The 9869-nt window shown below is 42.2% G+C and carries 21 protein-coding genes and 1 pseudogene; all 22 read right to left on the bottom strand.

The genetic code is table 11. The features are described 5' to 3' along the window. Positions 1–124 precede the first annotated feature (124 nt). Positions 125–592 (bottom strand): 50S ribosomal protein L15, encoded by a 468-nt coding sequence (gene rplO, locus ACFIKJ_RS05545; protein ID WP_015856572.1) that lies wholly within the window; start codon positions 590–592, stop codon positions 125–127. 20 nt (positions 593–612) lie between these two features. After that, positions 613–819 carry a 50S ribosomal protein L30 gene (gene rpmD / locus ACFIKJ_RS05550; RefSeq protein WP_375626995.1) on the bottom strand — a complete coding sequence of 69 codons (207 nt, stop codon included), beginning with the start codon at positions 817–819 and terminating at the stop codon, positions 613–615. 31 nt (positions 820–850) lie between these two features. Next, positions 851–1399 (bottom strand): 30S ribosomal protein S5, encoded by a 549-nt coding sequence (rpsE, locus tag ACFIKJ_RS05555; RefSeq protein WP_015856574.1) that lies wholly within the window; start codon positions 1397–1399, stop codon positions 851–853. Between the two features lie 111 nt (positions 1400–1510). Further along, positions 1511–1873 carry a 50S ribosomal protein L18 gene (rplR, locus tag ACFIKJ_RS05560; protein ID WP_015856575.1) on the bottom strand — a complete coding sequence of 121 codons (363 nt, stop codon included), beginning with the start codon at positions 1871–1873 and terminating at the stop codon, positions 1511–1513. Positions 1874–1885: 12 nt separating this feature from the next. Continuing rightward, a complete protein-coding gene (gene rplF / locus ACFIKJ_RS05565; protein WP_015856576.1) occupies positions 1886–2419 on the bottom strand; it encodes a 50S ribosomal protein L6 in 534 nt (177 codons plus the stop codon). A gap of 39 nt (positions 2420–2458) precedes the next feature. Beyond that, positions 2459–2857, bottom strand: a complete 399-nt coding sequence (rpsH, locus tag ACFIKJ_RS05570; RefSeq protein WP_375626998.1) for a 30S ribosomal protein S8 — start codon at positions 2855–2857, stop codon at positions 2459–2461. A gap of 14 nt (positions 2858–2871) precedes the next feature. Beyond that, positions 2872–3177 carry a 30S ribosomal protein S14 gene (rpsN, locus tag ACFIKJ_RS05575; RefSeq protein WP_005773283.1) on the bottom strand — a complete coding sequence of 102 codons (306 nt, stop codon included), beginning with the start codon at positions 3175–3177 and terminating at the stop codon, positions 2872–2874. Between the two features lie 24 nt (positions 3178–3201). After that, the gene (gene rplE / locus ACFIKJ_RS05580) at positions 3202–3759 is read right to left on the bottom strand and encodes a 50S ribosomal protein L5 (RefSeq protein ID WP_015856578.1); all 558 of its coding nucleotides are present in this window, start codon (positions 3757–3759) and stop codon (positions 3202–3204) included. Continuing rightward, complete coding sequence (gene rplX / locus ACFIKJ_RS05585) at positions 3752–4066, bottom strand: 50S ribosomal protein L24 (protein ID WP_015856579.1); 315 nt, start codon at positions 4064–4066, stop codon at positions 3752–3754. The genes rplE and rplX overlap by 8 nt, the downstream gene beginning before the upstream one ends. Positions 4067–4078: 12 nt before the next feature. Further along, positions 4079–4447 (bottom strand): 50S ribosomal protein L14, encoded by a 369-nt coding sequence (gene rplN, locus ACFIKJ_RS05590; protein ID WP_004855715.1) that lies wholly within the window; start codon positions 4445–4447, stop codon positions 4079–4081. Positions 4448–4591: 144 nt separating this feature from the next. Continuing rightward, a complete protein-coding gene (gene rpsQ / locus ACFIKJ_RS05595; RefSeq protein ID WP_012231991.1) occupies positions 4592–4831 on the bottom strand; it encodes a 30S ribosomal protein S17 in 240 nt (79 codons plus the stop codon). Between the two features lie 11 nt (positions 4832–4842). Next, positions 4843–5043 carry a 50S ribosomal protein L29 gene (gene rpmC, locus ACFIKJ_RS05600; RefSeq protein ID WP_273788260.1) on the bottom strand — a complete coding sequence of 67 codons (201 nt, stop codon included), beginning with the start codon at positions 5041–5043 and terminating at the stop codon, positions 4843–4845. 12 nt (positions 5044–5055) lie between these two features. Then, positions 5056–5469, bottom strand: coding sequence for a 50S ribosomal protein L16 (gene rplP, locus ACFIKJ_RS05605; protein ID WP_015856581.1), 414 nt, complete (start codon positions 5467–5469; stop codon positions 5056–5058). A gap of 36 nt (positions 5470–5505) precedes the next feature. Beyond that, positions 5506–6216, bottom strand: a complete 711-nt coding sequence (gene rpsC, locus ACFIKJ_RS05610; protein WP_015856582.1) for a 30S ribosomal protein S3 — start codon at positions 6214–6216, stop codon at positions 5506–5508. Continuing rightward, on the bottom strand, positions 6216–6605 hold the full coding sequence (gene rplV, locus ACFIKJ_RS05615; RefSeq protein ID WP_208439680.1) for a 50S ribosomal protein L22: 390 nt from the start codon (positions 6603–6605) through the stop codon (positions 6216–6218). Before rplV ends, rpsC begins: the two co-directional genes overlap by 1 nt. Before the next feature lie 2 nt (positions 6606–6607). Beyond that, the gene (rpsS, locus tag ACFIKJ_RS05620; RefSeq protein WP_004855734.1) at positions 6608–6886 is read right to left on the bottom strand and encodes a 30S ribosomal protein S19; all 279 of its coding nucleotides are present in this window, start codon (positions 6884–6886) and stop codon (positions 6608–6610) included. 15 nt (positions 6887–6901) lie between these two features. Beyond that, positions 6902–7735, bottom strand: a complete 834-nt coding sequence (gene rplB, locus ACFIKJ_RS05625; protein ID WP_375670334.1) for a 50S ribosomal protein L2 — start codon at positions 7733–7735, stop codon at positions 6902–6904. A 21-nt stretch (positions 7736–7756) separates the two neighbouring features. Next, on the bottom strand, positions 7757–8050 hold the full coding sequence (locus ACFIKJ_RS05630; RefSeq protein ID WP_375619911.1) for a 50S ribosomal protein L23: 294 nt from the start codon (positions 8048–8050) through the stop codon (positions 7757–7759). After that, complete coding sequence (rplD, locus tag ACFIKJ_RS05635) at positions 8047–8667, bottom strand: 50S ribosomal protein L4 (protein WP_015856586.1); 621 nt, start codon at positions 8665–8667, stop codon at positions 8047–8049. Before rplD ends, ACFIKJ_RS05630 begins: the two co-directional genes overlap by 4 nt. A 2-nt stretch (positions 8668–8669) precedes the next feature. Then, entirely contained in the window at positions 8670–9407 is a 738-nt protein-coding gene (rplC, locus tag ACFIKJ_RS05640) for a 50S ribosomal protein L3 (protein ID WP_015856587.1), read from the bottom strand. A 27-nt stretch (positions 9408–9434) separates the two neighbouring features. Then, the gene (rpsJ, locus tag ACFIKJ_RS05645) at positions 9435–9743 is read right to left on the bottom strand and encodes a 30S ribosomal protein S10 (protein WP_005773267.1); all 309 of its coding nucleotides are present in this window, start codon (positions 9741–9743) and stop codon (positions 9435–9437) included. Positions 9744–9804: 61 nt separating this feature from the next. Next, a pseudogene (locus tag ACFIKJ_RS05650) lies at positions 9805–9869 on the bottom strand (elongation factor Tu); the annotation flags it as partial.

The raw sequence follows: 9869 nt of genomic DNA on the forward strand, positions 1-9869 counted from the left end.
ACGGAAGTATAACCCTAAAATTCATATATACATACACAAATAAATGCAGAACTTAAAAAATTCCCCACAAAAGATCCCACAGAACAGATGTAACTCTTCTTTAGGTCTCTACTCATATAAAAAATTATTGAGCAATATCAGGAAAAATAACCTGACCACCCACTTTTTCAATCTTAACACGAGCAGCTTGTGAAGCACCAGAAACATGAAAGGTAATCTTAGCTTTCAAATCACCATCAGAAAGAAGACGAACCCCATCTTTTTCACGACGAATAATACCAGCTTCTTTCAAAGCAATCATATCAACAGGCTTTTCAATATTCAACTTACCTGCATCAACTGCCAACTGAATACGTCCTAGTGAAACTTCATTGTAGGTTTTGGCAAAGAAATTTCTAAATCCACGTTTTGGCAAACGACGATAGATAGGCATTTGCCCACCTTCAAAACCATTAAGGGAAACACCAGAACGCGACTTTTGCCCTTTTACACCACGACCACCAGTCTTACCCGTACCGGATCCAATACCACGCCCAACACGCTTACGATTTTTTGTTGCGCCTTCACAATCACGCAGTTCATTGAGTTTCATATCTAATACTCCCGCAACCCTTAACCTTCATCTATAACGCGAACAAGATGCCGAACCTGAGCAATCATACCCCGCACACAAAGTGTATCATCTAAAACGCGCCGACGACGCATTTTATTTAGTCCAAGCCCCTTTAAGGTTGCACGCTGAATCCGTGAGTTTCGAATAGGGCTTCCAATTTGCTCAACCGTGATAGTTTTACCACTCTGAGATTTTTTCTGAACCATTTTCTAATTCCTTTTCTGATAATCTCAGAAACTATCCTTCTAGGTCAACTAAATGGCGACGACGCGCCTGCAAAGTCGAATATTTTATACCACGCTGAGCAGCAATATCTCTAGGATGCATTTGATGTTTCAATGCATCAAATGTTGCACGAACCATGTTATAAGGATTAGACGATCCCAATGATTTTGCAACGACATCCTGCATACCAAGAGCTTCAAAAATAGCACGCATCGGTCCCCCAGCAATAATACCAGTACCAGCAGAAGCCGAACGTAGCAAAACACGCCCAGCTCCATGACGCCCTTCAAGATCATGGTGCAATGTACGTCCAGACCGAAGCGGAACATAAATCATCCCACGTTTTGCAGATTCCGTTGCTTTACGAACGGCTTCTGGAACTTCACGGGCTTTACCATGTCCAAAACCTACACGTCCTTTTTGATCTCCAACGACAACAAGAGCAGCAAAACCAAAACGCCGACCACCCTTTACAACTTTAGCAACACGATTGATATGAACTAGCCTATCGACAAACTCATTATCGCGTTCTTCTCTCTCACCACGTTCTTTTTGTGCCATTCCTCATTCCTTTTTCTTTTCCGGAAGCACGATAACAAAGTCCCTCATCAAACTGGAAGAACTTAAACGAAATAATCTAAACTCTCCTTACTCACTCACAAATAAGAAATTTTAGAAATTCAAACCACCTTCACGAGCAGCTTCAGCTAAAGCCTTGACTCGACCATGATACACATACGCTCCACGATCAAAAACCACTTCATTAACACCCGCTTGCTTCGCACGCTCAGCAATTAACTTACCAACAGCAAAAGCTGCTTTTTTATCAGCACCACTCTTTAACGACTTTTTTAAATCACTTTCAAGAGTAGAGGCTGAAACAAGTGTACATCCCCGCAAATCATCGATAACTTGAGCATAAATGTTCTGATTTGAACGATAAACACTAAGCCGAGGACGATCATGAGAAACCATTTTAATTCTACGACGAACACGCCTTGCACGACGTTGGATAATGTCCTTAGATGAAACCATAATACAAAATCCTTATTTCTTTTTACCTTCTTTACGGAAGATACGTTCATCTGCATGCTTAACACCTTTACCTTTATAAGGCTCAGGTCTACGATACTCACGAATCTCCGCTGCAACTTGTCCAACTTGCTGTTTATCAATTCCAGAAACAACAATTTCTGTCGGCTTAGGAACAGTTACAGTAACACCCGATGGAACTTTATAAACCACATCATGGGAAAATCCTAGAGATAGTTGGACATCCTTACCCTGCAAAGCAGCACGATAACCAACCCCATTAATCTCCAACCTCTTTTCAAAACCATCTTTCACACCACAAAAAATGTTCTCAATCATTGAGCGCGACATACCCCATTTAGAACGCGCATCTTTTGACTGATCCCGCGGCATAACTGATATGATATTTTCCTCAAACTTGACTAAGACTTCATCATTGACGACGTAGCTCAGCTCACCTTTTGGACCTTTTGCCTTAACCAGCTGACCTTCAACAGTAGCAGTAACTCCAGAAGGAATTGAAATGGGTTTCTTTCCAATACGAGACATTGTTCTAACCTACTTTTTCTTCCGTTTTCTTGACATAACTTAGAAAACACGACAAAGGAGTTCTCCACCAACATTCTGTTCACGCGCCTCATGATCTGCCATGACGCCTTTAGGAGTCGATAAAATCGAAATACCAAGACCATTTGCCACCTGTGGAAGTGACTTAGCAGAAACATACACACGACGACCTGGCTTTGATACACGTGAAATCTCACGAATAGCAGCCAGCCCTTCAAAATACTTCAATTCGATTTCAATTTCAGCTTTCCCATCACCTAAATCAATTTGATTATATCCACGAATATAACCTTCCGACTGAAGAACATCAAGAACGTGCACACGAAGCTTCGAAGCTGGAGTAACTACTTTACCTTTTTTACGACCAAGTGCATTACGAATACGTGTTAACATATCACCAAGAGGATCTGACATAGACATTAAATAATCTCCTCTTACCAACTAGACTTTACAATACCAGGAATATGGCCAATAGAGCCAAGCTCACGCAACGCAATTCGCGACATTTTTAATTTACGATAATAAGCCCGCGGACGACCTGAAACCTCACAGCGATTACGAATACGAACTTTCGAAGAATTACGTGGCAACTCTGCCAACTGAACAGAAGCTTTAAAACGTTCTTCAAGAGAAACCTTCTGATCCATAACTATTGCTTTCAAACGTGCACGACGGGCAGCATAACGCTTTACCATCACCTCACGACGCTTATTTTTTTCAACGGCACTTACTTTGGCCATACTTTCACCTCACTATGTCTGCCGTTACGAACGAAAAGGAAAATTAAAAGCACGCAATAACTCACGAGCTTCATCATCCGTTTTTGCTGTCGTACAAACAATAATATCCATGCCCCAAATTTGATCAACTTTATCATAGTTGATTTCTGGAAACACAATGTGTTCTTTAATACCCATAGCAAAATTGCCACGACCATCAAAACTCTTTGGATTCAAACCACGAAAGTCACGAACCCGTGGAAGAGCAATCGTAACAAGACGATCTAAAAACTCAAACATACGATCTTTACGCAATGTAACTTTAGCCCCAAGAGGCATTCCTTCACGAACCTTAAAGGTCGCAATAGAATTACGCGCACGTGTAACAACAGCCTTCTGACCTGTTATTAGCCCTAAATCCTCAGCAGCAAGAGAAGGCTTCTTCGAATCAGCAGTTGCTTCACCTATCCCCATATTTATTACAATTTTATCAATCCGCGGAATTTGCATCGCATTTCTGTAATTAAACTTCTCTTGAAGCGCTTTACGAATCACTTCAAAATAATGCGCTTTCATACGCGGTATTTGTCTTTCCTCAGCCATTAATCAACTCTCCCGAACGCTTGGCAAAACGCACTTTATTACCATCTGCATTCATACGAAAGCCTACACGTGTAGGCTTACCATCTTTAGGATCAGCAATCGCCAAATTAGACAGATGAATCGGAGCTTCTTTAGAAATAATTCCAGCTTCTTGCTTCTGCGTTTGACGTTGATGACGTTTAATCATATTAATCCCACGAACAAAAGCCTTATTCTCTTTTGGACTAACCTTAATTACTTCACCACTACATCCTTTATCCTTACCGGATAAAACAACAACTTTATCACCTTTTCGAATCTTCTGCATAACATTTACTCCTTACAGAACTTCAGGAGCGAGCGAGATGATCTTCATATGATTCCTACCACGCAATTCGCGGGGAACAGGTCCAAAGATACGAGTACCGATCGGCTCTTTTTTATTATCCACTAAAACCGCAGCATTACTATCAAAACGAATGACACTACCATCTGCGCGACGAATATCCTTAGCAGTACGAACCACAACAGCTTTCATAACATCACCTTTTTTAACACGGCCACGAGGAATAGCATCCTTAACCGAAACAACAATAATGTCACCGACCGAAGCATATTTCCGCTTTGAACCGCCTAACACCTTGATGCACATGACACGACGAGCACCAGAATTATCAGCAACGTCGAGGTTTGTTTGCATCTGAATCATGACTGGCCACCTTCTCTTAACACATATATCCGATTGTACCTTTTATACACTCGGATTTGCCTGCCAAATAACGATAAAGTCATCGCCTTTAAATTTATCAATGATAAAAACACTGTTAAATTCTAAAACAATAAACTTAACTCATTACGCTACATTGTCTTTTACAACAATCCAACATTTATCTTTCGAAATTGGTCTAGATTCTTGAATAGAAACTTGATCCCCAATCTTGAATTGGTTGTTTTCGTCATGCGCTTTATAATTTTTAGACTGCCGAACAGTCTTCTTAAGAAGCGGATGAGAATAACGGCGCTCAACTTTGACAACAACAGTCTTATCACTTTTGTCGCTAATAACAACACCCTGCAAAACGCGTTTAGGCATCTCTCATTTCCTTAAACCTTACTTTCACTTACCTTTTGACGAAGAAAAGTTTTAATACGCGCAATATCACGACGAACCTGTCTAACACGCGCAGTCTTTTCTAATTGACCTGTTGCTTTTTGAAAACGCAAATTAAATTGCTCTTTCTTTAACTTAGCCAATTCATCTTTCATTTGGTCGAGCGTTTGCGCCCGTAATTCTGTGGCTTTCATCGCTTAACCTCATTATTCAGCAATACGCTGGATGAAACGCGTTTTTATAGGCAACTTTGCAGCACCCAATCTTAGTGCTTCACGTGCAACATCCTCAGGAACTCCATCAAGCTCAAACATGATGCGTCCAGGAGCAACACGTGCAGCCCAATAATCGACACTTCCCTTACCTTTACCCATACGAACTTCAGTCGGCTTAGATGTAACCGGAAGATCTGGAAAAATGCGAATCCACACACGACCAGAACGCTTCATATAACGCGTAATCGCACGGCGCGCCGCTTCAATTTGACGAGCAGTAATCCGCTCCGGCTCAACAGCCTTCAAACCGTAGGCACCGAAATTCAAATCCGTACCACCCTTCGCAACACCGTGAATACGGCCCTTGAACTGTTTACGGAACTTTGTGCGCTTTGGCTGCAACATTGTTCTCTACTCCAAATTTTAGTTCAATCTCAAAAACTAAGCATTTTCACGGCGACGATTCGATGAAGAACCAGATTGATCAACTTCCGTAGCACGACGTTCTGAAGCCATCGGATCATGCTCAAGAATCTCACCCTTAAAGACCCAAACTTTAATACCACAAATACCATAAGCAGTCTTAGCTTCTGCTGTACCGTAATCAACATCAGAACGCAAGGTATGAAGTGGAACACGACCTTCACGATACCATTCCATACGAGCAATTTCAGCACCACCAAGACGGCCAGAACAATTGATACGAATACCTTCCGCACCAAGACGCATAGCAGACTGAACAGCACGCTTCATTGCACGACGAAAAGCAACACGACGCTCTAACTGTTGAGCAATTGATTGCGCAATAATCGTAGCATCAATCTCCGGTTTACGAATCTCCACAATATTCAATGAAGTTTCAGCATCCGTCATTTCCGAGAGCTTACGACGAAGCTTTTCGATATCAGCACCCTTTTTACCAATAATCAAACCAGGACGTGCAGAATGAATCGTAATACGACACTTCTTATGAGGACGCTCAATAACAACCTTCGAAATAGCCGCCTGTTTAAGTTCCTCCAGCACGTATGAACGAATTTTCAAATCTTCATGAAGAAGGCGCCCATATTCACCACTATCAGCATACCAACGAGAATCCCAAGTCCGATTAACACCAAGACGAAGTCCTATTGGATTGATCTTCTGACCCATTACGCGGCCTCCACTTTTTCGGTAACTTCACGAACAATAACAGTAAGATGCGAAAATGGACGTTCAATTCTACTAGCACGCCCTCGACCACGAACATGAAAGCGCTTCATCACTATCGACTTACCAACATAAGCTTCCGCCACAATAAGCGAATCAATATCAAGATCGTGGTTATTCTCTGCATTTGCAATTGCTGATTCAAGCGTTTTTTTCACAGTAGCAGCAATACGCTTGCGTGAAAACATCAAATCAGCGAGTGCCACATTAACTCTTTTACCACGAATCATTGCAGCAACTAAATTAAGCTTCTGCGGACTAACACGAATTGTCCGCGTGACAGCTCTTGCTTCATTATCTCTAAGCTGGCGCGAAACTTTAGCTTTTCCCATTCCTACTTCCTCTTCGCTTTTTTATCGGCACCATGACCATAATAAGTCCGGGTAGGAGCGAACTCACCAAACTTATGTCCAACCATCTCTTCAGAAACAGAAACAGGAATATGCTTATTACCGTTGTAAACACCAAAAGTTAAACCAACAAATTGCGGTAAAATAGTAGAGCGACGACTCCATATTTTTATAACTTCATTGCGCCCACTTGCACGTACCTTCTCTGCTTTACCAAGAAGATAGCCGTCAACAAACGGACCTTTCCACACTGAACGAACCACTTCAGACTACCTTTCTCATTTCTTGCGTTGATGACGCGTACGCATAATAAATTTATCAGTGGCTTTATTGGAGCGCGTACGCTTACCTTTCGTAGGCTTACCCCAAGGAGATACTGGATGGCGCCCCCCCGATGTACGACCTTCACCACCACCGTGCGGATGATCAACAGGGTTCATAGCAACACCACGAACATGTGGACGTTTACCACGCCAACGTGACCGACCTGCCTTACCATCATTAATATTCCCATGATCAGGATTTGAAACAGCACCAACAGTTGCAAAACAGCTACTAGGAACCAAACGCTGTTCACCAGAATTTAAACGAAGAATAGCCATACCATGATCTCGTCCAACCAACTGCGCATAAGTACCCGCTGAACGTGCAATCTGCCCCCCTTTTCCTGGCTTCATCTCAACATTATGAATAATTGTACCTACAGGCATATTAGCAAGAGGCATAGCATTACCTGGTTTAACATCCACATTTAAACCAGCCATAACAGAATCACCAACCGCAAGACGCTGTGGCGCAAGAATATAACACAATTGCCCGTCCTCATAGCGAATTAAAGCAATAAAAGCAGTACGGTTAGGATCATATTCTAAACGCTCAACCTTTGCTGAAACATCACGTTTAAGACGCTTAAAGTCGACAAACCGATAACTACGTTTATGTCCACCACCCTGAAAACGAGCAGTAACACGACCGCGATTATTACGTCCACCCTTTGAAGACAAACCTTCAGTCAACATCTTTATAGGCTTTCCCTTATAAAGACAAGAACGTTCCACAATAACAAGCTGACGCTGCCCAGGTGTCGTTGGATTAAATTGCTTAAGTGCCATTATTCCTATCTCCGAGCCTCTTTAAAGACCTGTCGAAACGTCGATAGTCTGACCACTGGCCAGAGTTACGATCGCTTTTTTGACATCACTTTGCCGACCAACTATACCTTTGAAACGCTTCACTTTACCCTTGCGGACTATCGTGTTAACTGCTTTAACTTTTACGCTAAAAAGCGCTTCAATAGCAGCCTTAATCTCAGGCTTCGTCGCTTTCGGCGCGACATTAAAAGCAACTTGATTATATTCAGAAATCATAGTCGACTTTTCAGTAATAACTGGACTAATAATTATATCATAATGGCGAAGATCTGTCATTTAAAACGCTCCTCAAGAGCCTCAACAGCTGCCTTTGATAAAACAAGTTTGCTGCGACGCAAAATATCATAAACATTAATTCCCTGAATAGGCAAAATATCAATATTAGGGATATTAGAGACTGCACGAAAAAAGTTAATATCAATCTCTTTACCACCAATCAAGAGAGCGTTATTAAATCCAAGCTTAGAAAAATGAGAAACAAGCATTTTCGTTTTCGCATCCTTAACAGTCAACTCATCCACAATAATTAAGTCTTTTGCTTTTAATTTTGCAGATAAAGCAAGACGTAACCCAAGAGCACGAATCTTTTTAGGAAGATCATGCGCATGGCTACGAACCACCGGTCCATGTGCCTTACCCCCACCTCTAAACTGCGGTGCACGGGCAGATGAATGTCGAGCACGCCCTGTTCCTTTTTGCTTAAACATTTTTGCCCCTGTTCGTGACACATCAGAACGACCTTGGGATTGATGACTCCCCTGCTGACGGCGTGCAAGCTGCCAGCGAACAACGCGTTGCAAAATATCCTCACGTGGAACAAGATCAAAAATAGCTTCAGAAACCTTTAACTTGCCAGCTTCATTACCATCAAGAGTTTTAATTACAAGATCCATTATTAGGCTCCCTCAACTTCAGAGGTTTCCGTCACCGGAGTAACCATTTCCGTTTTCTCCTTCACAAGACGGCGAATACCAGCAGGCTTTGGAGCATTATCAGGAAGACGCTTCTTCACAGCATCCCGTACCAAAATCCAAGAACCTTTAGAACCAGAAACAGCACCACGCACTAAAATTAAACCACGTTCACTATCCGTGGAAATAACTTCAATATTCTGTGTTGTTACACGCACTTGCCCCATATGGCCAGCCATTTTTTTACCTTTAAAAACTTTACCAGGATCTTGGCACTGCCCTGTAGAACCATGAGCACGATGTGTGATCGAATTACCATGGGAAGCACGATGCCCACCAAAGTTATGCCGTTTCATAACACCAGCAAACCCCTTACCAATACTGGTACCAGTCACATCAACTCTCTGTCCTGGAACAAAATGTTCCACTGTAATCTCAGTACCAACATCAAGAAGATTGTCGGGACTCACACGAAACTCTGCTATTTTAGCTTTAGGCTCAACAGAAGCCTTAGCAAAATGTCCACGAAGAGCTTGTGAAGTGTTCTTAACTTTAGCAAAGCCTACACCTAATTGAACAGCAGTATAACCATTCTTTTCAACTGTACGCTGAGCAACGACTTGACAATTCTCCAAACGAAGTACGGTCACCGGCACATGCTCACCAGCATCATTATAAATACGGGTCATGCCCAGCTTCTGTGCTATTACACCTGAACGCATCGGGTCTGTTCCTTCTGTCCTCAAACCTCAGAGCTTAATTTCTACATCCACACCAGCAGAAAGATCGAGCTTCATAAGCGCATCCACTGTTTGCGGCGTTGGATCAACAATATCAAGAAGACGCTTATGTGTTCGCATCTCAAACTGCTCACGACTCTTCTTATCGATATGGGGTCCACGATTGACCGTAAACTTCTCAATCCGCGTCGGAAGCGGAATGGGACCACGGACATTTGCACCAGTACGTTTAGCAGTCGATACAATCTCACGCGTCGACGTATCAAGAATTCTATGATCAAACGCTTTTAAGCGAATGCGAATATTTTGACTGTTCATGCTCTTTATTTCCCTGTTATAGAAAGTGCCTTCAATAATAAAAGCACTCAACAAGCATTATTTATTCAATGATCTTAGAGACGATACCGGCACCAACAGTACGACCACCTTCACGAATAGCAAAAC

The sequence above is a fragment of the Bartonella sp. PS7NMGDW genome, assembly GCF_042193585.1.
Classification (GTDB): domain Bacteria; phylum Pseudomonadota; class Alphaproteobacteria; order Rhizobiales; family Rhizobiaceae; genus Bartonella; species Bartonella grahamii.

What these genes read in the sequence shown, in the direction of transcription:
- rpsJ (WP_005773267.1), bottom strand. Translation starts at nt 9,743, where the DNA reads ATGAACAGTCAAAATATTCGCATTCGCTTAAAAGCGTTTGATCATAGA.
- rplN (WP_004855715.1), bottom strand. Translation starts at nt 4,447, where the DNA reads ATGATTCAGATGCAAACAAACCTCGACGTTGCTGATAATTCTGGTGCT.
- rplX (WP_015856579.1), bottom strand. Translation starts at nt 4,066, where the DNA reads ATGCAGAAGATTCGAAAAGGTGATAAAGTTGTTGTTTTATCCGGTAAG.
- rplP (WP_015856581.1), bottom strand. Translation starts at nt 5,469, where the DNA reads ATGTTGCAGCCAAAGCGCACAAAGTTCCGTAAACAGTTCAAGGGCCGT.
- rpsC (WP_015856582.1), bottom strand. Translation starts at nt 6,216, where the DNA reads ATGGGTCAGAAGATCAATCCAATAGGACTTCGTCTTGGTGTTAATCGG.
- rpsH (WP_375626998.1), bottom strand. Translation starts at nt 2,857, where the DNA reads ATGTCTATGTCAGATCCTCTTGGTGATATGTTAACACGTATTCGTAAT.
- rpsN (WP_005773283.1), bottom strand. Translation starts at nt 3,177, where the DNA reads ATGGCCAAAGTAAGTGCCGTTGAAAAAAATAAGCGTCGTGAGGTGATG.
- rplE (WP_015856578.1), bottom strand. Translation starts at nt 3,759, where the DNA reads ATGGCTGAGGAAAGACAAATACCGCGTATGAAAGCGCATTATTTTGAA.
- ACFIKJ_RS05630 (WP_375619911.1), bottom strand. Translation starts at nt 8,050, where the DNA reads ATGACAGATCTTCGCCATTATGATATAATTATTAGTCCAGTTATTACT.
- rplF (WP_015856576.1), bottom strand. Translation starts at nt 2,419, where the DNA reads ATGTCTCGTATTGGAAAGAAACCCATTTCAATTCCTTCTGGAGTTACT.
- rplO (WP_015856572.1), bottom strand. Translation starts at nt 592, where the DNA reads ATGAAACTCAATGAACTGCGTGATTGTGAAGGCGCAACAAAAAATCGT.
- rplC (WP_015856587.1), bottom strand. Translation starts at nt 9,407, where the DNA reads ATGCGTTCAGGTGTAATAGCACAGAAGCTGGGCATGACCCGTATTTAT.
- rpmC (WP_273788260.1), bottom strand. Translation starts at nt 5,043, where the DNA reads ATGAAAGCCACAGAATTACGGGCGCAAACGCTCGACCAAATGAAAGAT.
- rpmD (WP_375626995.1), bottom strand. Translation starts at nt 819, where the DNA reads ATGGTTCAGAAAAAATCTCAGAGTGGTAAAACTATCACGGTTGAGCAA.
- rpsE (WP_015856574.1), bottom strand. Translation starts at nt 1,399, where the DNA reads ATGGCACAAAAAGAACGTGGTGAGAGAGAAGAACGCGATAATGAGTTT.
- rplV (WP_208439680.1), bottom strand. Translation starts at nt 6,605, where the DNA reads ATGGGAAAAGCTAAAGTTTCGCGCCAGCTTAGAGATAATGAAGCAAGA.
- rpsQ (WP_012231991.1), bottom strand. Translation starts at nt 4,831, where the DNA reads ATGCCTAAACGCGTTTTGCAGGGTGTTGTTATTAGCGACAAAAGTGAT.
- rplB (WP_375670334.1), bottom strand. Translation starts at nt 7,735, where the DNA reads ATGGCACTTAAGCAATTTAATCCAACGACACCTGGGCAGCGTCAGCTT.
- rplR (WP_015856575.1), bottom strand. Translation starts at nt 1,873, where the DNA reads ATGGTTTCATCTAAGGACATTATCCAACGTCGTGCAAGGCGTGTTCGT.
- rplD (WP_015856586.1), bottom strand. Translation starts at nt 8,667, where the DNA reads ATGGATCTTGTAATTAAAACTCTTGATGGTAATGAAGCTGGCAAGTTA.